The 23,012-nt window shown below is 72.3% G+C and carries 19 protein-coding genes and 1 riboswitch; of the genes, 7 read left to right on the forward strand and 12 right to left on the reverse strand.

Translation table 11 applies throughout. From position 1 onward, the window contains the following. The first annotated feature begins 579 nt into the window (after positions 1 to 579). A complete protein-coding gene (locus tag HDA32_RS26885) occupies positions 580 to 3,489 on the forward strand; it encodes a glycoside hydrolase family 48 protein (RefSeq protein WP_179645808.1) in 2,910 nt (969 codons plus the stop codon). Here the strand turns inward: HDA32_RS26885 and HDA32_RS26890 are convergent. Beyond that, a complete protein-coding gene (locus HDA32_RS26890; RefSeq protein ID WP_179645809.1) occupies positions 3,416 to 4,636 on the reverse strand; it encodes an alkene reductase in 1,221 nt (406 codons plus the stop codon). The genes HDA32_RS26885 and HDA32_RS26890 overlap by 74 nt on opposite strands. Before the next feature lie 44 nt (positions 4,637 to 4,680). On the opposite strand from HDA32_RS26890, the gene HDA32_RS26895 reads away from it, so the two are divergent. Further along, a complete protein-coding gene (locus tag HDA32_RS26895; protein ID WP_376766992.1) occupies positions 4,681 to 5,079 on the forward strand; it encodes a MerR family transcriptional regulator in 399 nt (132 codons plus the stop codon). Between the two features lie 31 nt (positions 5,080 to 5,110). On the opposite strand, the gene HDA32_RS26900 is transcribed toward HDA32_RS26895, so the two are convergent. After that, positions 5,111 to 5,872 (reverse strand): maleylpyruvate isomerase family mycothiol-dependent enzyme, encoded by a 762-nt coding sequence (locus HDA32_RS26900; protein ID WP_312863344.1) that lies wholly within the window; start codon positions 5,870 to 5,872, stop codon positions 5,111 to 5,113. Positions 5,873 to 6,051: 179 nt separating this feature from the next. Between HDA32_RS26900 and HDA32_RS26905 the strand changes: the two genes are divergently transcribed. After that, positions 6,052 to 6,387, forward strand: a complete 336-nt coding sequence (locus HDA32_RS26905) for a hypothetical protein (protein WP_179645811.1) — start codon at positions 6,052 to 6,054, stop codon at positions 6,385 to 6,387. A gap of 3 nt (positions 6,388 to 6,390) precedes the next feature. Here the strand turns inward: HDA32_RS26905 and HDA32_RS26910 are convergent, their stop codons facing one another. Then, positions 6,391 to 7,212 carry an alpha/beta fold hydrolase gene (locus tag HDA32_RS26910; RefSeq protein WP_179645812.1) on the reverse strand — a complete coding sequence of 274 codons (822 nt, stop codon included), beginning with the start codon at positions 7,210 to 7,212 and terminating at the stop codon, positions 6,391 to 6,393. A gap of 211 nt (positions 7,213 to 7,423) precedes the next feature. Between HDA32_RS26910 and HDA32_RS26915 the strand changes: the two genes are divergently transcribed. Beyond that, positions 7,424 to 7,981 (forward strand): Uma2 family endonuclease, encoded by a 558-nt coding sequence (locus tag HDA32_RS26915; RefSeq protein ID WP_179645813.1) that lies wholly within the window; start codon positions 7,424 to 7,426, stop codon positions 7,979 to 7,981. A gap of 40 nt (positions 7,982 to 8,021) precedes the next feature. Here the strand turns inward: HDA32_RS26915 and HDA32_RS26920 are convergent, their stop codons facing one another. Together HDA32_RS26920 and putP are read right to left on the reverse strand one after the other, a co-directional pair. Continuing rightward, entirely contained in the window at positions 8,022 to 8,594 is a 573-nt protein-coding gene (locus tag HDA32_RS26920; protein WP_179645814.1) for a putative glycolipid-binding domain-containing protein, read from the reverse strand. 117 nt (positions 8,595 to 8,711) lie between these two features. Next, on the reverse strand, positions 8,712 to 10,241 hold the full coding sequence (gene putP / locus HDA32_RS26925; RefSeq protein WP_179646983.1) for a sodium/proline symporter PutP: 1,530 nt from the start codon (positions 10,239 to 10,241) through the stop codon (positions 8,712 to 8,714). A gap of 293 nt (positions 10,242 to 10,534) precedes the next feature. Then, positions 10,535 to 10,722: riboswitch (cobalamin riboswitch) on the forward strand. Positions 10,723 to 10,814: 92 nt separating this feature from the next. Here putP and HDA32_RS26930 point away from each other — a divergent pair. Beyond that, the gene (locus HDA32_RS26930; protein ID WP_312863345.1) at positions 10,815 to 11,810 is read left to right on the forward strand and encodes an ABC transporter substrate-binding protein; all 996 of its coding nucleotides are present in this window, start codon (positions 10,815 to 10,817) and stop codon (positions 11,808 to 11,810) included. Between the two features lie 11 nt (positions 11,811 to 11,821). Then, positions 11,822 to 12,928 (forward strand): FecCD family ABC transporter permease, encoded by a 1,107-nt coding sequence (locus HDA32_RS26935; protein WP_312863346.1) that lies wholly within the window; start codon positions 11,822 to 11,824, stop codon positions 12,926 to 12,928. A gap of 22 nt (positions 12,929 to 12,950) precedes the next feature. Here HDA32_RS26935 and HDA32_RS26940 read toward each other — a convergent pair whose 3' ends face one another. Continuing rightward, a complete protein-coding gene (locus tag HDA32_RS26940) occupies positions 12,951 to 13,673 on the reverse strand; it encodes a hypothetical protein (RefSeq protein WP_179645816.1) in 723 nt (240 codons plus the stop codon). A 113-nt stretch (positions 13,674 to 13,786) separates the two neighbouring features. On the opposite strand from HDA32_RS26940, the gene hisC reads away from it, so the two are divergent. Next, complete coding sequence (gene hisC / locus HDA32_RS26945; RefSeq protein ID WP_179645817.1) at positions 13,787 to 14,869, forward strand: histidinol-phosphate transaminase; 1,083 nt, start codon at positions 13,787 to 13,789, stop codon at positions 14,867 to 14,869. Positions 14,870 to 15,263: 394 nt separating this feature from the next. On the opposite strand, the gene HDA32_RS26950 is transcribed toward hisC, so the two are convergent. From HDA32_RS26950 to purD, 6 genes are all read right to left on the reverse strand, one after another. Further along, a complete protein-coding gene (locus tag HDA32_RS26950; protein ID WP_179646985.1) occupies positions 15,264 to 16,523 on the reverse strand; it encodes a transcriptional regulator in 1,260 nt (419 codons plus the stop codon). Positions 16,524 to 16,771: 248 nt separating this feature from the next. After that, positions 16,772 to 18,073 (reverse strand): UDP-N-acetylglucosamine 1-carboxyvinyltransferase, encoded by a 1,302-nt coding sequence (gene murA, locus HDA32_RS26955; protein ID WP_179645818.1) that lies wholly within the window; start codon positions 18,071 to 18,073, stop codon positions 16,772 to 16,774. A 349-nt stretch (positions 18,074 to 18,422) separates the two neighbouring features. Then, positions 18,423 to 19,331 carry a phosphoribosylaminoimidazolesuccinocarboxamide synthase gene (locus HDA32_RS26960; protein WP_179645819.1) on the reverse strand — a complete coding sequence of 303 codons (909 nt, stop codon included), beginning with the start codon at positions 19,329 to 19,331 and terminating at the stop codon, positions 18,423 to 18,425. A 353-nt stretch (positions 19,332 to 19,684) separates the two neighbouring features. Next, complete coding sequence (locus HDA32_RS26965; RefSeq protein ID WP_179645820.1) at positions 19,685 to 20,341, reverse strand: hypothetical protein; 657 nt, start codon at positions 20,339 to 20,341, stop codon at positions 19,685 to 19,687. After that, the gene (gene purB / locus HDA32_RS26970) at positions 20,341 to 21,648 is read right to left on the reverse strand and encodes an adenylosuccinate lyase (protein ID WP_179645821.1); all 1,308 of its coding nucleotides are present in this window, start codon (positions 21,646 to 21,648) and stop codon (positions 20,341 to 20,343) included. The genes HDA32_RS26965 and purB overlap by 1 nt, the downstream gene beginning before the upstream one ends. Before the next feature lie 71 nt (positions 21,649 to 21,719). Continuing rightward, positions 21,720 to 22,973: a phosphoribosylamine--glycine ligase gene (gene purD, locus HDA32_RS26975; RefSeq protein WP_179645822.1), complete on the reverse strand. Its 1,254-nt coding sequence runs from the start codon at positions 22,971 to 22,973 to the stop codon at positions 21,720 to 21,722. Positions 22,974 to 23,012 lie beyond the last annotated feature (39 nt).

The following is a 23,012-nucleotide window of genomic DNA, read 5'->3' on the forward strand; positions in this document are numbered from 1 at the left end:
GCCCCGCGGGCGCAGCAGACGGAATCCGAAGAGAACAGCGGCGGGACAATCCCGCCGCTGCCACCTTGGGCCCGGTGATCCGAGCGTCCCGCCTCCGTCGAAGCGGGAATCGGATCAACGGGCGGGAAACAAGATCAAAAAGGTCGGCCGGGAAATCCGGGCGGGGAATCGCCTGGTTACGGGATGTTTACATAACGCTTCGAAGTGATTACCCTTCTTATGGGAGCGCTCCCGTGACTGAGGTCACATCGCGCGTCCGCGGGGCTGGACAAAGGTGGTGCCCGTCCCGGACGAACGTATGCGACCGCCTCCTCCTCCGGTCATGGGAGCGCTCCCAAAAGGACACCGACCCGTCCCCGCCCCGAACCCCGCATCCCCCTCCCCCGCACGAGCCGGACGCGCGCCGACGCCGTCCCGCTCCCCCTTCCACAGTCCGGTCCGGCGCGACGCGGCCCCTGCCCCGACGCGCCGCCGCTCGCCGTGCCCGCCATCGGATCCGACGTCCTCCCCGCGTCCCCCGCGACGCCCACAGCTCCGCGCGGCCGCGCGGATCCCCCGAAAACGGAGGTTGCCAGGAAGATGACTCCCCAACTGTCAGCACGCCGGCGCCGAAGAGCGCCGGTGCCGGGCGCGCTCGCGACCGCTCTGGTCGCGGCGCTGCTCCCTGCGACGCCCGCGGCCGCCGCTGTGGCCTGCTCCGTCGAGTACAACGTCACGAACGAGTGGGGCAGCGGCTTCACCGCCGATGTCTCCGTGACCAACGAGGGCGACGCGGTCCCCGACTGGTCCCTCGGCTGGACCTTCCCCGACGGCCAGCAGATCACCAACGGCTGGAACGGCGAGTTCAGCCAGAGCGGCGACACCGTCACCGTCAACCACCCGGGCTGGAACCCCGACCTCGACCCCGGAGAGACCGCGACGGTCGGCTTCCAGGGCAGCATCAGCGGCGCCAACGGCGAACCGACCGGGTTCACCGTCAACGGCGTCGACTGCGGCGGGACCGGGGGGAACGCGCCGCCGGAGGTCGAGCTCACCTCGCCGGCCGACGGCGCAGCCTTCCTCGCAGGCGACACCGTCGAGCTCGCGGCCGACGCCGCCGACGCCGACGGTTCGATCGAGCACGTGGAGTTCAGCGCCGACGGCACCGTCCTCGGCACCGACGACACCGCCCCCTACACCTACTCCTGGACCGACGCCGAGGTCGGCCCGTACTCGCTGACCGCCACGGCGGTCGACGACGGCGGCGCCGAGACCGAATCGGCCCCGGTGGCGATCGAGGTGCTGTCCGCTCCGGCGCTGGTGGCGAGTCCTTCGTCGCTGAGCGTGCGGCAGGGCGACAGCGGCACCTTCGACGTCTCCCTGTCCAACGAGCCCTCCGGTGACGTCTCCGTCGAGGTGGCCCGCACCGAGGGCAGCGAGGACCTGACCGTCTCCGGCGGCGCCGAGCTGACCTTCACCGGCGACGACTGGGACGAGGCCCAGGAGGTCTCCATCGCCTCCGCCGACAACGGCGGCGACCTCGGCACGGCCGTCTTCACGGCTTCGGCCGAAGGCTACGACGCCGCGACGGTCGAGGTGCGCGAGGTCGACGCGTCGACCTCCGACTACGAGACGGCGTTCCTGGAGCAGTACGAGAAGATCAAGGACCCGGCGAGCGGCTACTTCCGCGAGTTCGGCGGCCTTCTCGTGCCCTACCACTCGGTGGAGACCCTGATCGTCGAGGCGCCCGACCACGGGCACGCCACGACGTCGGAGGCGTTCAGCTACTACCTGTGGCTGGAGGCCGCCTACGGCAGGATCACCGGTGAGTGGGAGCCGTTCAACGACGCCTGGGAGTCGATGGAGGAGTTCATCATCCCGGGCACCGAGGACCAGCCCACCAACGGCGCCTACGACCCGTCGGCGCCGGCGACCTACATCCCCGAGCACGACACCCCGCAGGGCTACCCGTCCGCGCTCGACAACGGCGTGTCGGTGGGCGAGGACCCGCTCGCCCAGGAACTGAGCAGCACCTACGGCACCGACGAGGTGTACGGCATGCACTGGCTGCTCGACGTGGACAACACCTACGGGTACGGCTTCTGCGGCGACGGCACCGACGACGCGCCCGCGTTCGTCAACACCTTCCAGCGCGGCTCGCAGGAGTCGGTCTGGGAGACGGTGCCGCACCCGTCATGCGAGACGTTCGACCACGGCGGCGAGAACGGGTTCCTCGACCTGTTCACCGACGACGGCACCTACTCGGAGCAGTGGCGCTACACCAACGCGCCCGACGCCGACGCGCGCGCGGTGCAGGTGGCCTACCTGGCGCACCAGTGGGCCGGCGAGCAGGGCAACGCCGGCGCCGTCTCGGAGTCGGTGGACAAGGCCGCCATGATGGGCGACTACCTGCGCTACGCGATGTACGACAAGTACTTCAAGGAGATCGGCGACTGCGTGGGCGCCACCGAATGCGCTGCGGGCAGCGGCAAGAACAGCGCGCACTACCTGATGTCCTGGTACTACGCCTGGGGCGGCGCGTTGGAGAGCGCCCAGTACCCGTGGGCCTGGCGGATCGGCGGCAGCTCCTCGCACCAGGGCTACCAGAACCCCCTGGCGGCCTACGCGCTGTCGGAGGTCGACGCCCTTGAGCCGGACTCGGCCACGGGCACCGAGGACTGGGCCACCAGCATGGACCGGCAGCTGGAGTTCCTGCAGTGGCTGCAGTCCGCCGAGGGCGGCATCGCCGGCGGCGCCACCAACAGCTGGGCCGGCGACTACTCCGCACCGCCCGCGGGCACCCCGCAGTTCTACGGGATGTACTACGACTGGCAGCCGGTCTGGCACGACCCGCCGTCCAACCGGTGGTTCGGCTTCCAGGTGTGGGGCATCGAGCGCGTCGCGCAGCTCTACCACGAGACGGGCGACGAGCGGGCCGGGGCCATCCTGGACGACTGGGTGCCCTGGGCCATGGCCAACACCGAGGTCGGCACCGGCGGCGACTTCGCCGTCCCGGCCGACATGGAGTGGGAGGGCCGGCCCGACACCTGGGACGGCACCTCCACCGGCAACCCCGATCTGCACGTCGAGGTCGTCTCGCACGGGCAGGACGTGGGCGTGGCCGCAGGCCTGGCCAAGACGCTGCTGTACTACGCGGCCGAGTCCGGCGACGCCGAGGCCCGCGCCATGGGTGAGGACCTGCTGGACGCCCTGCTCGCCAACCAGGACGAGCTGGGCATCGCCACCGAGGAGACCCGCGCCGACTACCGGCGGTTCGCCGACGAGGTCTACATCCCCGAAGGCTGGTCCGGGGAGATGCCCAACGGCGACCCGGTCGAGCCCGGCTCCACCTTCGCCTCCATCCGGTCCTTCTACGAGGACGATCCGGCGTGGCCCGAGGTTCAGGAGTACCTGGACGGCGGGGAGGTCCCGACCTTCACCTACCACCGGTTCTGGGCCCAGGTGGACATCGCCACGGCGTTCGCCGCCCACGACGAGCTGTTCGGTTAACCCCCTTCCCGAGCAGCCCGTCCGGGGCCCGCGGCGGTGGCCGCACCGCCGCCGCGGGCTCCGGCACCGCCCTGGGGTAGTCGATGTAGTCGCGCTCGCCCGCGCCGTAGTGGAAGTCCCCCTCCGGCAGCGACCACGGGACGCCGGCCGCGATGCGCTCCGTCAGGTCGGGGGTGGCGATGTAGGGACGGCCGATGGAGACCAGGTCGGCCCCGCGCTCGCTGATCAGGCGCTCCGCCGACTCCAGGGTCGTCACCTCGTGCTCGCCGGTGTTGCCGACGAGGGCGCCGCTCCAGTGGGGGCGCAGGTCGGCCAGTGCGGGGTAGTCGGCGCCGTCGGTGAGGTGCAGGTAGGCCAGGCCGAGCCGGTCGATCGCGGCGAGCGCGGTCCGGTACACCGGGGCCGGGTCGGCCTCGACCATCTCGTTCTCCGGGTTGCCCGGCGCCAGCCGCAGCCCGACGCGCTCCGCCCCGACGGCGTCGGCCACGGCCTCGGCCAGCTCGATCACGAACCGCGCCCGGTTGACCGCCGTGCCGCCGTAGGCGTCGCCGCGCAGGTTGGTGTTGTCGGCGAGGAACTGGTGCGGCAGGTAGCTGTTGGCCCCGTGGATCTCCACCCCGTCGAATCCGGCGCGCAGGGCGTTGCGCGCCGCGGCGGCGTGGTCGGCGGCGGCCTGCCCGACCTCGGCGGTGCTCATCGCCCTCGGCGCCACGGGGGCGCGCTTGCCTTCCAGCGTGTGCATCGGGGCGGTGAGGGGGACGGCCGAGGGGGCGAGGGGCGTCCCCCCGTCGATGCGGTTGGCCGGGTGCCCGTTGCGGCCGGCGTGCATGATCTGGGCGAAGACCCGCCCTCCCGCGGCGTGCACGGCGTCGGTCACCGTGCGCCACGCGGCCACCTGCTCGTCGGTGGCCAGGCCGGGCTCGGTGAGGTACTGCTGGCCCTGGACGCTCGGCCAGACGCCCTCGGAGACGATCAGTCCGGCGGAGGCCCGCTGCGCGTAGTAGACGGCCATCATCGGGGTCGGGACACCGCGGCGGTCGGCGCGGAACCGGGTCATGGGCGCCATGACGACCCGGCTCGGCAGGTCGAGCGCCGCGAGGGCGTAGGGGGCGAGCAGGGGGCTGGATGCGGTGTCGGCTGCGTTCATGGGATCACCGTAGAATTTGACACCTGTGTCAGGTTCAACTCTTTGTGAGCGAGGTCACGATGCGCATCGGGGAGCTGGCGCGCCGCACCGGGGTCAGTGAGCGGTCGCTGCGCTACTACGAGCAGCAGGGGCTGATCAGTGCGCGGCGCACCGCGGGCGGGCACCGCGAGTACGACGTCACCGCGGTGGCGGCCGTGGACCGCATCCAGTGCCTGTTCTCCGCGGGCCTGTGCAGCTCCAAGATCGCCGAGCTGCTGCCCTGCATGCGCTCGAAGGAGGCCGGAGGACCGGCGCCGGACCTGCTCCACAACCTCGCGGTCGAGCGCGAGCGCATCGACGGCATGATCGACCGGCTGCTGGCCTCGCGCGACATCCTCGACGAGGTGATCGACTCCGCACGCACGCCCTCGGCCGCCCCCGGCGAAGCCGCACGGTCCCGTTGAGGCCCGCAGAAGCCGGGTGGGACCGGGCTCTTCAGCCCCAGGTGACGTGGGCGCGGTCGCGCCAGAACGTGAGGACCGCGGGGTCGCCCGCCACCGCGAGTCCGTCGCCGTCCGCGCGGTTCCACAGCAGCGCGTACAGGTCGGCGGCCGGGCCGGAGACCGTGCATTCGGCCGCGTCCGGGTGCGGCGCGACGTCCACCCCGTGCGGGGCGACGGTGACCGGCCAGTGGTGGCCGGTGTCGGCCGCCCGCACCGCCAGGGTCCGCGCCGGATCGGCGGTGATCCTGCCGTCGCGCCGGGCGAAGAAGCCCGTCAGCAGCTCCTCGATCCCGTCGGCGGCGAGGTCGGCGGGGACCGGTGCCGCGGCCGCGGCACCGGCGGCCGCCTCGGCGTCGAGCCTGTGCACGGTGGTCTCGTGGGCCTGCCGCCTGGCCCAGAACGCCACGGGCGAGGGGGCCGGGAGGAAGCTCCAGCACTCGGTGTCCTGCGGTGCGGCGTCCAGGATCTCCACCAGTCGGCGGTGGCCCTCGGCGAACCAGCCGAGCAGCCCGGCGTCGTCCTCGGGCCAGGACTCCATGAGTTCCCGGGTCCGCTGCCCGCCCGGCGGCCGCGCGCACGGGGCGCCGACGATCTCCGTCGCCCAGCGGTGCACGCCGCCCGTGTGCCGCAGGAGGTCGCGGACCCGCCACCCCGGGCAGGTCGGCACCTCGGCGTCGAGCCCGGCCCGTTCGGCGGCCTCGGCCATGCGCTCGCCCTCGGCGTCCAGGAACCGGATGTGGTCGTGTCGCTGCACCCTCACCCCTCGTCGTCGACCCGTGCGGGCACGGGGCCGCGCCGTGCGCCGCGGCCCCGGCATCACATCACACGGCCGCGGCGCCGCGGAAGGCGGCCTCGGCCGATCCGTATGAGAGCCTGCTGTCCGGGCGGACCGCCCGCGTGCGAGGAACCATCGCGTCCCTGGAGGAAGCCGGTATGCGCAAGCGCACCGTCATGGCCGACGTCGCGGCCGGGATCCTGCTGTCCGACGCCGTCCCCCACCTGATCATGGGCGCCACGGGCAAGCGCATGCTGACGCCGGGCCGACCGGACTCCTCCCCGACGCGCAACCTGGCCTGGGCCGGGATCGACTTCGCCGGGAGCGCGCTGCTGGTCGGGGTGACCGGTTGGGGACCGCGGACGCAGGAGGAGGCGGAGCGGCGCATGGCCTCGCTGATGACCGGCATGCCGGCCAAGGACGCGGTCGGGCTCGCCTACGAGCTGACGCTGGGCAAGGGCCGCTCGGTCCGGCCGGGCGCGCGGCGGCGGTGAGGGTCAGGCCGGGACCGCGGCCCCGGCCGCCCGCTCGGCGGCGCGGCAGGTGTCGGTGATCGTCGCGGCGACCGCGCGCGGGCTGTCCGCCATGGGAACGTGGCCGCAGCCCAGCAGGGTGACCTGGCGGGCGTGCGGGATGCGGGTGAGCGCGCGGCGCCCTGCCCGCACGGGCAGGACCCGGTCGAGGTCGCCCCAGCCGATGGTCACGGGGCACGGGACGGGGCCAGCGGTGAAGGCGTAGCCGACCACGTGCGGGGTGAGCCGCACGAACGGGGACCCCGCCGAGAGCACGGTGGCGTCGAACTTGAGCTCCCGGTTGCCCGCGTCGCCCGGGGCGCCGCGCAGCATCCGCCGGGCGACGGCCCGCGCCGGCGGGCTGTCCGCCGCGGCCAGCCGGACCCGCTCCGGCACCCGCGCCGCCAGCCCCAGGCCGAGCGTCAGCAGCCGGGTTCCGGCGGTCTCGCGCGCGGTGGTGAACCCGATCGGGGACAGCGCGGTCACCGAGGCCGCGACACCGCGCGCGCCCAGTTCCAGGGCGATGGCGCCGCCGAGCGAGTTGCCCGCGACGTGCGGCCGCCGCAGCCCGAGCGCGTCGCACACCCCGGCCACCGCGTCCACGAGCGCGGGGATGTCGTAGCGGGCGTCGCCGCCCGGAGCCGGAGACCCGCCGAACCCGGGCAGGTCCAGGGCGATGACGTCGTGCCGCCGCGCCAGCTCCGCCATGGTCGGATACCACGCCTGGCTGCGGTGCCCGAGACCGTGCAGCAGCACCAGCGGACTGCCCGCGCCCCGGCGGTCGTACACGATGGTGGACGGGTCCATGAACACCAGGTGTACCCCATATGTCCGACCACCGTCGCGGTCTTCCCCCGAAATCCACCGTGATCCCGATCGCCCACCCCGGAGCCGCGAGCGGTTCCGGGGTTTTCCCCACCCCGCTGGGTATTCTCGTCATAAGGTCTGTCTCCGACGATTCCGCCATACGCCGATTGGAGGCAGGCCGGTCATGTCGATCCGGGTGAAGGAGCCGACGATGTCCGTTGAGCCGCTGCCCGACTGGTTCTTCCCTCCGCCCGGCGGCTGGACGGCGGACGACCTCGACTCGCTTCCGCCGGAAGCCCCCCGGCACCTTGAACTGATCGACGGAGCGCTCATCGTGATGGCACCCCAGCGGTCCTTCCACTCGCGGGTGATGCTGCGGTTGGGAGGTGCTTTGGACGCCGCCGCTCCTGAAGGCATAGGCGTCGAGATCGAGAGGACCGTCAAACTCGGCCATCGCCAGCGGCCAGAGCCCGGCATCATCGCTTTTCGCGAAAGCGGGCCGGACGACGACCGCACGTTCCACCTGCCGGAGGACGTGCTGCTCGTCGTCGAGACCGTCTCGGAGGAGTCCGAGGAGCGCGACCGGGAGACCAGGCCCCTGAAGTACGCCAAGGCCGGGATCCGGCACTTCCGGCGGATCGAGGAGGAGAAGGAGTCACCGGTCGTCCACGTCTACGAACTCGACGACGTGACCGGGCGGTACGTGCCCACCGCCATAGAGCGCGAGCGGCTGCGGCTGGCGGTCCCCTTCCTATCGACGTCGATCTGACCAGGCTGTTCCCCTGATCCTCGCCCGCCGAGCGCGCCGGTCAGCGGATTCTCCTGGCGAAGTGTTCGTAGTCGATGACCAGGCCGTCGCCGTCGACGGTCAGGTCGAAGGCGCCGAAACCGGGGGCGCGGTACTCGTAGCGCTCCAGGCCGCCCGACTGGGTCAGCCGGGTGTAGCGCTGCTTCATCCGGTGCACCTTGAGGCTGGGGACGTCGATCCAGGCGACCCCGATGTCACGGAACTCCCCCGGGGCCAGGCCGAGGCGGCGGATCGGCAGGGTGTTGGTCAGCGGCGTGGCCGCCACGTCGACGTCGACGCAGCCGTCCAGCGCGGGGTCGCGCCTGCCGTCGACCCGCCACTGCCCTCCGCCGCAGGTCAGCTCGATCGAGCGCGCCCCTTCCTCCGTCAGCACCTCGGCGCGGACCTCCCTGGTCGCCCACGCCAGATCGGTGCACACCGTGAACCGGCAGGAGAACCGCTCCCGCCGGTCCACCACGACCTCGCTGGCCTCCAGCCGGAAGCCGCCGGGTTCGGCGGCCAGCGTCCCCAGGCACAGCCCTTCGGGAACGTCGAGCCGGGTCCATGCGGCGGGGCGCTCGTTCGTGGCGGTCATGCCGACCGTTCTACCGTCACGGCGCGTCCCGCGCCATAACCGGGACGTCACAGCCTCCAATGGGAGAAAAGGGACCGCGGACTCCCCGCGCCCGCGGCCCCTTCACCGGAACCGGCGTCAGACCCCCGCGCCGACCTCGCGCTCCATCACGTCGAAGTCGTCGCCCATCCGCTCGGTGGCCCGTCCGAGCGGGTTGAGGATGAAGATCGCGGCCAGCGAGACGACGACCGCGGGCACCATCGCGTACAGGCCGGTGCCCAGGACCCGCTCGTCGAGGATGTCCCAGATGATGGCGGTGGCGCCGCCGCCGATCATGCCGCCGAGCGCGCCGATCCAGTTCATCTTCTTCCAGTACAGCGAGAGCACGATGACCGGACCGAAGCCCGCGCCGAACCCGGCCCAGGCGTAGCCGACCAGGCCGAGGACGTTCTCGTCGCTGTACAGGGCGAGCAGGCCCGCGGCGACCGCGACGCCGATGACGGCGAGCCTGCTGACCAGCACCAGCCTGCGCGCCGGGGCCTCGCGGTCCATGAACGCGCGGTAGCCGTCCTCGGTCAGCGCCGCGGCGGCGACGAGGAGCTGGGAGTCGGCGGTGCTCATGACGGCGGCGAGCACGGCGGCCAGCAGCAGGCCGGCCACGAGCGGGTGCGTGAGCGCCTGGATCAGGGAGAGGAAGACGCTCTCGGGGTTGTCGATCGGGGTGTCGAAGTAGGCGATGCCGGAGAAGCCGACGAGGACGGCCAGGAACATGGCCGTGACGGCCCAGCCGACGCTCACGACGCGGGCCTTGGGGATGTCGGCGATGGACCGGATCCCCATGAAGCGCGCCAGGATGTGCGGCTGCCCCAGGTATCCGATGCCCCAGGCCAGGCCGGAGACGATGACGACGGCGCCGAGGGCGTCGGTGGTCTGCCAGCTCCCGTCGGCGAGCGAGGCGCCGCCGAACGCCGACAGCAGGTTCTCGTTGCGGTCGCCGACCGTGTCCAGGGCCGTGCCGAACCCGCCGATGGTGACGACCGCGACGACCGGCACGATCAGCAGCGCGATCCACATCATCGCGGCCTGGATCACGTCGGTCAGGCTGACCGCGAGGAACCCGCCCAGGAAGGTGTAGAGGACGATGATCGACGCGCCGACGATGACGGCGATGGCGGGCGGCCACCCGAAGACCTGGTCGAACAGCACGCCCATCGACAGCAGGCCGGAGGCGACGTAGAACAGGTAGAACACCAGGATCAGGATCGCGGAGATGCCCCGCAGCAGCCCGCTGTGGTCGCCGAACCGGTTCTCCAGGTAGGAGGAGAGCGTCAGGGAGTTGGACTCCCCGCCGTTGCGGAGGTCGCTGACCCGCTCGGTGTAGACGCGCAGCCGGGGGGCGACGATGCGCCAGCTCGCGTAGAAGCCGATGCCCAGGCCGACCGCGATCCAGGCCTCGCCCAGGCCGGAGAGGTAGATCGCGCCGGGCAGGCCCAGCAGCAGCCATCCGCTGAAGTCGCTGGCGTTGGCGCTCAGGCCGGCCACCCAACTGTTGAGCTGCCGGCCGCCCAACACGAAGTCGGACAGCGAGGTCGTTCTCTTGTACACCAGCAGACCGACCGCCACCATCACCACGAAGTAAACGGCGAAGGTGACGACCGATCCGATCATGGAGCTGCTCACGCGGCTTCCCCATCTCTCACGAATCGACGGCGCAGGACTACACGGATCATGACTGCGCGGTCCGGCACGGGCAATGACCGATATCGAGCTGCTGACCGATTCGAGACATCATCGATTCATTCGTGGTCCAGGGTTGTCGAGATGGCCAGCGCCCCCGCGTGCGCGTTGTCGTATCGGCCATGGATCTCTCCCCTTTTCAGAGCCCGTATTCGCCGGTCATCAGGGGTGTGCGCACGGTCGGCGCCGGGCGGGCCCCGGCCGTTCCCCGGCGGTCGCCATGTCCGCGCGGGTCCCCGGCGGCTAGCATTGTGGGCGCGACGGAAACCAGGAAGCCGGTGCGAATCCGGCACGGTCCCGCCACTGTGACCGAGGAGCCGACCCCGCGCAGGGCCACGGCGCGAAAGCGCTGGAAGGCCGGGGGAGGCGATGATCCGGGAGTCAGGAGACTGGGCCGTCGCCGCTTCGTCCACGAGGGCGCGGACCCCGGGGGAAGCGGCCGCGGGCCCGATCGCCGCTGCCGGTCCTCCCCGCCGCGCCCGGATCCCGGGAGAGGACCCAGACGTGCCCACCACCCCCGTTCCCGACCGACCGCACCGCCTCCTGCTGCCCGCCGCGCTCGCCACCGCGGTGGCGCTGACCGGCTGCGGCGCCCCCGCGCAGACCGCGACCGGCTCCGGCCCGCCCGCCGAGGGCTACCCGGTGACCATCGGCAACTGCGGCTCCGAGACCCGCGTCGACGCGCCGCCGGAGCGCGTGGTCACCTTGAACCAGCACGTCACAGAGGTGATGCTGGCGCTCGGCCTGGAGGATCGGATGGTGGGCACGGCCTACCTGGACGACGAGGTCCCGCCCGAGTACGCCGACGCCTACGCCTCGGTCCCGGTGCTCGCCGACGCCTACCCCTCGTTCGAGGTCCTGCTGGAGGCCGAACCCGACTTCGTCTACGGCGGATTCACCAGCGCGTTCGACGACACCGAGGGCCGCGGCAGGCCGGCGCTGGCCGATGCGGGCATCGCCACCTACCTCAACATCGAGCAGTGCGCCGACGAGGTGACGACGGAGACCGTCGAGACCGAGCTGCGCAACGTCGCCCGGATCTTCGGCGTGGAGGAGCGCGCCGAGGAGCTGATCGAGGAGATGAACGCCGACCTGGCCGAGGTCGGCGCGCGGCTCGAAGGCGTCGAACCGGTGGACGTGCTGGTCGTGGACAGCATCGACACCACCGTCTTCACCTCCGGCGGCAGCGGCATCGGCTCCGATCTGATCGAGCGGGCCGGCGGGCGCAACGTGTTCGGCGACGTCGACGACACCTTCGCCGACGTCTCCATCGAGCAGGCCGCCGCGCGTTCCCCCGAGGTCATCCTGTTCTACGACTACGGCGCCACCTCCGTCGAGGAGAAGCGCCGGGCGGTCCTCGCCGACCCCGTGCTGGCCGGCGCGCCGGCGGTCGAGGAGGAGCGCTTCGCGGTGCTGCCGCTGACATCGGCCCTGGTCGGCGTCAGGACCGGTGACGCGGTGACCGACATCGCCGAGCAGCTCCACCCGGACGCGTTCTGAGCGGGCGCGGCGTGCGCGCGCGGACCGCCGCGGCCCCGGCCCGGCCGCGCGGCGGCGGCCGGGCCGCGTTCACGCGCAACGGCCGGCTGCGCGCGGCGGTCGTGCTGCCGCTGCTGGGCGCGGCCCTGCTGGTGATGATGACATTCGGGGTCATGGCCGGGTCGGTGGACATCACCTTCGCCGACACCTGGCGGATCCTGATCCACCGGACGCTGCCCGGCCTGGCCGAGCCCACCTGGCCGCGGGTGCACGAGACGATCGTGCTGACGTCGCGGCTGCCGCGGGTGCTGCTGGCCGCGGTCGTCGGGGCGGGGCTGGCGCTGATCGGCATGGTGCTGCAGGCCCTGGTGCGCAACCCGCTGGCCGACCCGCTGCTCCTGGGCGTGTCGTCGGGCGCGACGTTCGGCGCCGTCGCCGTGGTCATCCTCGGGATCAACCTGTTCGGGCTGTACTCCCTGTCGGTCTCGGCGTTCCTCGGCGCGCTGGTGGCGCTGCTCCTGGTCTATGCGATGGCGCGGGTGGGCGGCAGGATGACGACGACAAGGCTGGTGCTGGCCGGCGTGGCCGTGGGGCAGGTGCTCTCCGCCGTCGCGAGCCTGCTCATCATCACCTCCGGCGAACCGCACGCGATGGCGCAGGTGGCCCGCTGGACCATGGGCGGGCTCGGCGGCACCGGCTGGGACGAGCTGCTGCTCCCCTCGGCCGTCGTGACGGTGGCGCTGGCCCTGCTGCTCACCCAGGCGCGGGCGTTCAACCTGCTCTTCGCCGGCGAGGAGGCCGCCGTCACGATGGGGCTGTCCGTGGACCGGTTCCGCGCGGTGATGGTCGTGGCGACGTCGCTGGTCACCGGCGTCATGGTCGCGGTGAGCGGCATGATCGGCTTCGTCGGCCTGATGGTTCCGCACGTCGCCCGCCTGCTGGTGGGCGCGGACCACCGCCGCGCCCTGCCCGTGGCGACCCTGCTCGGCGCCGCGTTCCTGGTCCTGGCCGACCTGGCCGCCCGCACCCTGGCCAGCCCGGAGGAGATCCCCGTGGGCATCCTCACCGCCCTGTGCGGCGGCCCGTTCTTCCTGTGGCTGATGCGCCGCGACGCCCGCAGGACGAAGGGGCGGGTGTGAGAGCCGCGCCCGCCCCTCCCCTCTATCCCCGCCCCAGGACCTTCTCCTCGCGTTCCAGGGCGGCCTCGGAGAACTCCACCAGGGTGTCCTCCAGCGCGTCGGCGTCGGGGCCGAGGACGGAGGTGCTGCCCAGGTAGTCGCCGTTGCGGTAGACCATGCCGTAGAGCAGGACCGGCTCGCCCTGCACCTCGGTCTCGACCACGAAGGCCCTGGACTCCTCGCCCACGGTCGCCAGATCGAGGTCGCGCAGCGTGTAGGGCGCCTTCAGGCCGTTCTCGACGGTCGCCTCGTAGCTGGCGCACTCCTCGGGCGGGGCGGCGTCCAGCGCCTTCACGGCGGCCTGCTCCGACAGTCCGATCAGCGTGTGGGTGATGGTCGCGCCGGGACCGCCGAAGGAGGCCACCGAGGCGGGGGCCTCGCGCACCTCGGGCAGCCGCCCCCACTGGTTCACGGCGTCCATGCACTGGGGCTTGTCGAGCTCCGTGTCCTCGCGCAGCTCCTCCGTGCGCCGCACCGACGCCAACTGGGCGTAGGTCCCGGTCTCGCTCTGGTCGGCCAGCAAATCGGCCTCGCCGAACTGCACCATCTGCGCCTCGTTCAGCCGGGTGGCGGCCTCGGCGTTGGGGTCGGCCTCCTGCGCCGCCGCGCCGCCGTCGGCGTCGCCGCATCCGGCCAGGCCGCCGAGAACCGCCGCGACTCCGAGCGACGCCGCCGCCGCTTTCAGCGGCCTCCACCGGTGGTCCATGGTGTTATTTCCTGTTCTGTGCGATATTGCGGCTGGGGTTCAATGGGGAGCCCCAGCATGACCTTGCTGTGCGTAATCTGAGCCTTGCACAGAGTATCGATGAAAGGACAACGGTGTCGGAGCGGAATTCGCCGTATTTCAGGGCTGTGCTCGGTTCCATCCCGCCGTACCGGCCGGGGCGCAAGGTCGAGGGGCCGGACGGGCGGTCCTACAAGCTCTCCTCCAACGAGTCGCCCTACGGCCCGCTGCCCTCGGTCCTGGAGGCCGTCAGCGCGGCCGCCGCCGACCTCAACCGCTACCCCGACAGCGGGGCCGCCGGGCTGACCTCGGCGCTGGCCCGGCGCTTCGACGTCCCCGAGGAGCACGTGGCCCTGGGCGCCGGCTCAGTGGGGATCCTGCAGCAGCTGCTGGCGACCGCCGCCGAACCCGGTGCGGAGGTCGTCTACGCCTGGCGCTCCTTCGAGGCCTACCCGCTGCTGGTGCGGTTGTCGGGCGCCACACCGGTGCAGGTGCCGCTGCGCGAGGAGACCCACGACCTCGACGCCCTGGCCGCCGCGATCACCGACCGCACCCGGCTGGTGTTCGTCTGCAACCCCAACAACCCCACGGGAACGGCCGTGCGCGAGGCCGAGCTGACCGCGTTCCTGGACCGGGTGCCCGACCACGTGCTGGTGATCCTGGACGAGGCCTACCGCGAATACGTCCGCGACCCCGGCGTCCCCGACGGCCTGCGGCTGTACCGGGACCGCCCCAACGTCGCCGTGCTGCGGACCTTCTCCAAGGCCTACGGCCTGGCGGCGCTGCGCGTGGGCTTCCTCGTCGGCCACCCGCACGTCGCCGAGGCCGTGCGCAAGACGATGGTGCCCTTCGCCGTCAACCACGTGGCCCAGATCGCCGCCGAGGCCTCCCTGGCCGCGGAGGAGGAGCTGCTGGAGCGCGTGGCGGCCACGGTGAAGGAGCGCGGCCGGGTGCGCGACGCGCTGATCGGCGACGGCTGGACGGTGCCGCCGACGGAGGCCAACTTCGTGTGGCTGCGCCTGGGTGAGGCCACCCTCGACTTCGCCGCCGAATGCGAGGCCGCGGGCGTCGCGGTCCGGCCCTTCGCCGGCGAGGGCGTGCGGATCAGCATCGGAGCGCCGGACGCCGACGACGCCTTCCTCGCGGTCGCCGGGGCCTTCCCCACCCGAAACGGGTAGCGATCCCGGCCTCGGCCGCAGGGGGTCGTGAACCTCGGCCACAGGGGGTCTTGAAACCTCGGCCACAAGGGTTCGCGGTGAACGGGCGGCCCGTCGTGCGGCCGAAGGCTCGTGTGCGGGGTGCCCGGCTCCGCGCGAAGCACACCGGGTGCCCTGCGGTCCAGACCGAAACCCCGGTGTCGGTCCGAGGTAAGGGCGACGGTTCTGCTTCGCGCACGGGTGCGACGTTCACCTCAACGGACCTTCGGCCACACGAGAGAACCGCACCCGCACGAGCCCCCTCCTGGGACGGGCCCTCAAGGCCCCCTGGGGCCAAGGCCACCTGGAGAACCGAAAGGCCCGCCGCGCGGGCGGCGGGCCCCTCCTCCGCTACCGGCTCACCGCGTCGGCGGCGCTACTTGCCGGCCTTGTCGAGCTTCTCCACGATCAGCCGGTACAACTGGCGCGGGCGGCCGGGCTGCAGCGTCCGGTTGGGCGGGAGCGGCCAGGCCAGGCCCTCCTCGACCAGGGTGCGCAGCAGGCGGCGGGCGGTGCGCGGGGTGACGCCCAGCATGCGGCCGGCGCCCTCGGCGTCGACCACCAGCGGCCCTTCCTCCTCCGCGATCTTCTCCGACAGCCGCAGCAGGGTTTCGCGGCCCTTGGTGCGCAGTTGCTCGCTGCTCTGGCGCTGCGGCGCCCGCTGCGCCGGCACCAGCGAGCGGCCCTCCCGGTCGACCGCGAAACTCTGCCGCGTGGCCTGCGCCCGGCTCAGCGCGGCGCGGGCGTGCGTCTCGGCGTCCTGGGTGGTGCGGCCCATGCCGATCCCCACCTCGATCGCGATGCCCAGCTCGGCCTTGATCCGCTCGACGAACGGGGGCTGGCGGAACCCCTCGGTGGCAGACACGAGCGACCCCCGGGTGGCGGTGACCATGAACGTGTGGTCGTCCACCGGGTGCGCCGTGGCGTTGATGCGGTGCGCCTCCTGCAGCAGCAGCCGCTGCAGGGCGAGCCGCAGTTCGTCGCGCCAGTACCGGGGCGTGGAGCGGCGGGTGGAGTCGCGCAGCGTCGGCACGTCCACGATGACGACGCCCAACTGCGCCTCCTCCAGCCGGTGGTGCGCGCCGAGCAGTCCCGCCGTCTGCAGGGCGCTGCGCACGCCCGCGTTGGTCGGGCGCAGCCGGAGCGTGGGCACCCCCACCGCCTCCAGGCGCTCGGCGACGCCCCGCACGCAGGTGATGGCCATCCGGGTGGCCTTGCGCCGCCACAGGCCCTCGTGGAACGAGGTCAGCGCCGCCGTGCTGGCGAGCTCCTCGTGCACGTGGATCCCGTCGACGGGCAGGTCGACCTCGGAGTAGGCCTCGACCACGTCGGTCCGGCCGAGCACGTCCAGGCTCGCCCTGGTCGGGTCGAACCTCTCGTCCAGGGTGGCCCGCAGCAGCGCCTCGTGCAGGCTGGCCCCGCCGAGAGGGACGTAGGTGGCGGGCATCGTCAGCACGCCGGCCTTGCGAGCGAACTCGTAGGGGACCGGACTCGCGAACAAATAGGCGTCGATCGCGGACCCCAGGCGCAGCACCTTGTCGGTGGCCTCTTGCTCATCTCGATAGGCAGCGGCGATGAGTCTGGCGTTGAGCGGCCCGGTCGACCCGGGGCCCATCAGCATGACGCGTTCCACCACTTCGTGCGGCCCGATGACGCCAATCGTCAAATCGCCAGTACGCTGCGCACTCACCTCGGGCTGCTCCCCGCTACCATTCCACGCTCTTCACTATGTGCGCCCACTGGTCCCGACCCAATTCCTGTCACGGCATGATTGCCGCGATCGTACCCATTGTTCGAGGCCGATGAAGATCGTTTGACACAGAACGTCAAAGGCCTTGGCGGGAGCCTTCGCCCCCGCCAAGGGTTGAGCTGGGACGTTACAGGTTAGACCGGCTCTTCGCGGATGACATCGGCGCCCAAAGCGGCCAGCCTGGTGGCGAACTGAGCGTGACCGCGGTCGACCAGGTAGCCCGGAGCGATGACGGTCTCGCCTTCGGCGACCAGGCCGCCGAGGACGAGCGCGGCACCGGTGCGGAGGTCGTGTGCGACGACCTCGGCGCCGTGCAGCGCGTTCGGGCCGTGCACGATGGCGCGGGTGCCGTCCACCTCGATCTTGGCGCCCATCTTGTTCAGCTCGTCGGCCAGCGCGAAGCGGCCGTCGTAGATGGCCTCGTGGATGTAGCTCTCGCCCTCGGCGAGCGTGGCCAGGGCCATCAGCGGCGACTGCAGGTCGGTCGCGAAGCCCGGGTAGGGGGAGGTGACGGCGTTGATCGGGCGCAGCGCCATGGCGGGGTCGCGGTGCACGTGCAGCACCGCGCCCTGCTGGGCGAACTGCACGCCCATCTGCTCCAGTTTCCAGCGCGCGACGCCCAGGTGCGTCAGGTGGGCGCCGACCAGGCTGACGTCGCCGCCGGTGGCCGCGGCCATCATCGCGAACACGCCGGCGTCGATGCGGTCGGACATGATCGTGTGCTCGACGGCGGTGAGCTCCTCGACGCCCTCGACCGTGATGATGCCGGTGCCGCCGCCCTTGATCCTGGCGCCCATGCGGGTGAGGAACTCGATCACGTCGAGCACCTCGGGTTCGAGGGCGACGTGTTCGATGACGGTGGTGCCCGGGGCGAGCACCGCGGCCATGATCAGGTTCTCGGTGCCGGTGTGCGAGGGGGTGTCGAGGTAGAGGTGGCCGCCCTTGAGGTTGCCGGCCTCGACGTTGATGTGGTTGCGCTCGTTGTCCTCCGACACCTCGGCGCCCAGGCGCGCGAAGCCGCGGTAGTGGAAGTCGAGGTTGCGGCTGCCGAGGTTGCACCCGCCCACGCCCTCGATGCGGGCGCGGCCCATGCGGTGCATGAGGGCGGGCACGAACAGCACGGACCCGCGGAAGCGCGCGGCGATGTCGGCGGGGAGCACGGCTCGCTCGGGGTCGTTGAGCTGGGAGGCGTCGATGACGATGGTGCGCTCGGCCTCGTGGAACTCGACCTTCGCGCCGATGTGCTCGGCGAGCTCCAGTGCACGGCGTACGTCCTCGATGATGGGGACGTTGCGCAGGACGGTGCGCCCCTTGGCCGCGAGCAGGGCGGCGCCGATCATCGGCAGGACGGCGTTCTTCGCGCCCTGGATGAACGCGGTCCCGTTGAGGGGACGGCCGCCGCGGACGCGGTAACGAACCTCCTGGCCCATGCTCATGTGCTCCTTCGTGAGGCTGATTGCTGGGGTGGTACTCGCCGGGATTACCTGTGTGCTTCAGACGCGGATCTCACGCGGAGCGTTCCGACGAGGCGGGCTCATACGGTAGCCATCTGGCGACGACTCTATAGCAACGCACGTCGTACGCCCGCTGATCGCGCGGCGATTCACCGGATACCTCGCGAAATCGCGTCATAGCAGCCACGAGCGGTCAAGCCGATTGCCCGTTGGTGATTGTGCGAGCGCCCCCGGCGCGGACTCGGGCGGATATGGGGCGCCGCGCGCCGCCGCCAAGGGCAGCTACAACTGTACGCGCTGCGCGCGGCGGCCGGTGCCATAGTGCGACGGATCACCCGATGTCGGGAGCCCGCCCGGTGAGCCGCTCGTAGGCCTCGGCGTACTTGGCGCGGGTGCGCTCCACGACCTCGTCGGGGAGCTCGGGGGGCGGGGCGTCGGCCGCGCGGTCCCAGCCGGAGGCCGACGAGGTCAGCCAGTCGCGGATGTACTGCTTGTCGAACGAGGGCTGGGGGCGGCCCGGCTCCCATGAGTCGGCCGGCCAGAACCGGGAGGAGTCGGGGGTGAGCACCTCGTCGGCGAGGACGAGCCGGCCGTCGGCGCCGCGCCCGAACTCGAACTTGGTGTCGGCGAGCAGGATGCCGCGCTCCTCGGCGATCTCGCGGCCCCGCGCGTAGACGGCGATGGTGCGCTCCCGCAGTTCGGCGGCGAGCGCCTCGCCGTGCCGGGCGGCCACGGCCTCGTAGGAGACGTTCTCGTCGTGCTCGCCCACTTCGGCCTTTGTCGCCGGGGTGAAGATCGGCTCGGCCAGCCGGGAGCCGTCCACCAGCCCCTCGGGCAGCGGCACGCCGCAGACGGTGCCGTCGGCCTCGTACTCGGCGAGCCCCGACCCGGTGAGGTAGCCGCGCGCCACGCACTCCACCGGCACCATCTCGAGGGCGCGGCAGACGAGGGTGCGCCCGGCCCAGTCCGCGGGGGCCCCGGGCGGCGGGGTGTCGGAGACGACGTGGTTGTCGGTCAGGTCGGCGAGCCGGTCGAACCACCACAGCGAGAGCCGGGTGAGCAGCCGGCCCTTGCCCGGGATCTCGGTGGGCAGCACCCAGTCGTAGGCCGAGATCCGGTCGCTGGCGACCATGACCAGTGAGCCGTCGGCCGCGGCGTAGAGGTCGCGGACCTTGCCGGTGTGCAGGTGGGTCAGGCCCGGGACCTCCACGGGCACGGGTTTTTCGACGAAGCCGCTCATGCTGTCCGTTACTTCCTTACTGAGGTTTGCAGAAGTTGCGCGGGGTGGGATGGCGGGGAGGCTGCGGCGGGAGCGCGGCCCCTTTCCTCGGGCGGGATGCTTTATCGCCACCGGTGAAGGACGCGCCAAGAGGGCCGCACTCTCCCGGCGACCTCCCGCAGAACCGTCCCTGCACCTAAAGGCCCACTCGACTTCTGCAAACCTCAATACCGAGGTCTTCGAAGGCCGTGTGGGCTCGGACAGGCGCACACGGTGTCCGTTTCGTGGTGTTTCTTTCACCGATCTTGGAGTCATCGGGGTTATTCCAGCGGTTTCAGCCCCGATAACTTCAAGATCGGCGGACGTGTGCGGCGTCAGTGGCGCTGCGGGGGGTAGGGCGGGTGCGGCGGTCCCGGGGGCCGGGGCACCTGCGGGTGGCCGCCGTAGGGCGGCGCGCCGTGCGGCGGCCCCTGCGGGGGCGGTCCGGGGTGGCCCGGGGGCGCCTGCGGACCCGGGGGCGGGCCGGCGTTGAGCCGGGCCCCGGCCTCGGCCGGCAGCGGGAAGTAGCGGCGCACGTTGTCCCGGACGAAGCCCATCGCCAGCGCGCCCACGAACTGGGTCCCCAGCCACGTGTTGACGTTGCCGGTGCTCAGGTCGACCAGGACGGGGCGCAGCGTCGTGCCCCACCCCACCTGGGTCTGCTGGCCGGCGAAGACCTGCGCGTCGTGGTCGGAGCGCGCGCACACGACGGCGGCGATCGTGCAGGCCCCGCTCACCCAGCCGACTCCCCCGCCGGCCAGCCGCTTGGCGTAGGCGTCGGCGTGCCGGCAGAAGTCGCGGATCATGGGCAGCGTCGCGTGCTCGATCTGGGTCACGGCGACGCAGAGGGTCATGGGGGTCAGGGCGACGTTGTCGGACCTGAGACCGACCAGGGCCTGGCCCGGCCCGACCTGCTGGTGCTCCATCACCCGCGCCCGCGTCTCGTAGAGCCGCTGCCGGACGACGCCGGTGTAGCCGTCTGTCGTGAGCATCAGCTCAGGCTCTTCAGTCGGTCGAACACGCCGCTGAGCCGCCGCACGAAGCGCTCCGGCCGGCACACCTCGTCCAGCCGCGCCTCGTCCAGTTCGACGCCGCGGGCTCCGGCCTCCTCGCGCAGCGTCTCGCGGAACGCCGTCCCGTTCTCCCAGGTCCGCATCGCAGCGGCCTGCACGAGGGCGTAGACGTCCTCGCGCGACATCCCGGTCTCGATGAGCTCGGAGACCACGGTCGAGGAGTAGATGAGGCCGTGCGTGGAGTCGAGGTTGGCCCGCATGCGCTCGCCGTCGACCACCAGGCCGCGCATCAGGCGGGTGGTGAGGTGCAGCAGGTAGTCGGTCGCGACGGCGGCGTCGGGCAGCGCGATGCGCTCGGTCGAGGAGTGGGAGATGTCACGCTCGTGCCACAGCGGGATGCCCTCCATGACGGGCACGATCTGGCCGCGCACGATCCGCGCCATACCGCAGATGCGCTCCGACAGAATCGGGTTCTTCTTGTGCGGCATGGCGCTGGAGCCCTTCTGGCCCTTGCCGAACGGCTCCCACAGCTCGCGCACCTCGGTGCGCTGGCCGTGCCGCACCTCCAGCGCGATCGCCTCGCACACCGTGGCCATGATCGCCAGCGCGCCCACCCACTCGGAGATGCCGTCGCGGATGACCACCTGGGTGGACACCTCGGCGGGGCGCAGGCCCAGCTTCTCGGCGACGTAGCCCTCGATCCTGGGGTCGATGTTGGAGTAGGTGCCGACCGGGCCGGAGATGGCCATCACGCCGACCGCCTCGCGGGCGCGGTGCAGCCGGTCGCGGGAGCGCGCCATGGCGAAGGCGAAGTCGGCGACCCGGTGCCCCCACACGTCGGGCTCGCCGTGGATGCCGTGCGTGCGGCCGACCCGCAGCGTCGCCTGGTGCTCCAGCGCGTGGTCGCGCAGCACCGCGACGAGGTCGTCGGCCTTGGCCAGGAGGATGTCGGTGGCCTCGACCAGCTGCGCCGCGAGCGCGGTGTCGAGCAGGTCCGAGGACGTCATGCCGAAGTGCACCCACTTGGCGGCGTCGCGGGGCTCGGTGTTGTCGGCCCAGGCGGTGAGGAACGCGATGACGTCGTGCTGGGTCACGGCCTCGATCTCGGCCACCCGCTCCGGGGTGGGCGGCGGCGCCTTGCGCACCGGTTCCACCACGTCGGTGGGGACCGTGCCCGCCACGGCGTGTGCCTCCAGGACCAGGGTCTCGACCCGGCACCAGAGCTCGTACTTGTGCGCGTCACTGAAGACGCGGCCCATTTCCGGAAGGGTGTAGCGCTCGATCACGCACCCATTTTGGCAGGTGCCGCGCGCTCTACGTCGGACGGCGACGAGTTCGGCGAGATCGGGGCCGGACCTCACCCCTCCCCCGTCGCCGCCTTCTCCGCGATGTCGGTGCGGTGGTGGGAGCCGGGCAGGCCGATCTCGGCGACCGCGGCGTAGGCGCTCTCCCGCGCCAGGGCCAGGTCGGCGCCGGTGCCGACGACGCTGAGGACGCGGCCGCCGCTCGCGACGATCCCGCCGTCGCGGTCGCGGGCGGTGCCGGCGTGCAGCACGTAGGCGCCCTCGACGGCGTTGGCGGCGTCGAGGCCGGTGACGGCGCCGCCCTTCACCGGGTCGCCCGGGTAGTTCTCGGCCGCGACGACCACGGTCACGGCCGCGCCCGGCCGCCACTCCAGCGCGCCGGCCTTGCCCAGCCCGCCGAGGTCGGTGGCCTGCAGGAGGGCGCCCAGCGGGGTGGCCAGGCGGTCCAGCACGACCTGGGTCTCCGGGTCGCCGAAGCGCGCGTTGAACTCCACGACCCGCGGGCCCTTCGAGGTCAGCGCCAGGCCCACGTACAGCAGCCCCTGGTAGGGGGTGCGGCGCCGGGCCATCTCGGCGACGGTCGGCCGCACGACGGCGTCCATGACCTCGTCGACCAGGCCGGGCGGCGCCCACGGCAGCGGCGCGTAGGCGCCCATCCCGCCGGTGTTGGGGCCCTCGTCGCCGTTGCGGGCCCGCTTGAAGTCCTGGGCCGGCAGCAGCGGGACGGCGTTGCTTCCGTCACTGAGCACGAACAGCGAGACCTCGGGGCCGTCGAGGTACTCCTCGACGACCACCCGCCCGCACTCGCGGGCGTGCCGCTGGGCCGCGCCGGCGTCGTCGGTGACGACGACGCCCTTGCCCGCGGCCAACCCGTCGTCCTTGACGACGTAGGGGGCGCCGAACGCCTCCAGCGCAGCGGCGACCTCGGCGTCGGAGGCGCAGACGCGCGCTCGGGCGGTGGGAACTCCCGCGGCCGCCATGACCTCCTTGGCGAACGCCTTGGAGCCCTCCAGCCGGGCCGCCTCCTTGTCGGGGCCGAAGACCGGGACGCCGCGCCGGCGCAGCTCGTCGGCGACCCCGGCGACCAGCGGCGCCTCGGGGCCGACCACGACGAGCTCGGCGCCGATGCGGGTCGCCAGCTCGGCGACGGCCAGCCCGTCGGTGACGTTGACGACGTGGTTCTCCGCGAGCTCCGACGTCCCCGGGTTTCCCGGGGCGCAGTGCAGGGCGGTCACACCGGGGTCGAGGGACAGCGCGCGGACGAGCGCGTGCTCGCGGCCGCCGCCGCCGAGAACGAGGGCTTTCACAGGAGGAAACCTATTCGTCTTCGTCGTGGGGAACGGGCA

It is taken from the genome of Spinactinospora alkalitolerans, from assembly GCF_013408795.1.
GTDB classification, from domain to species: domain Bacteria; phylum Actinomycetota; class Actinomycetes; order Streptosporangiales; family Streptosporangiaceae; genus Spinactinospora; species Spinactinospora alkalitolerans.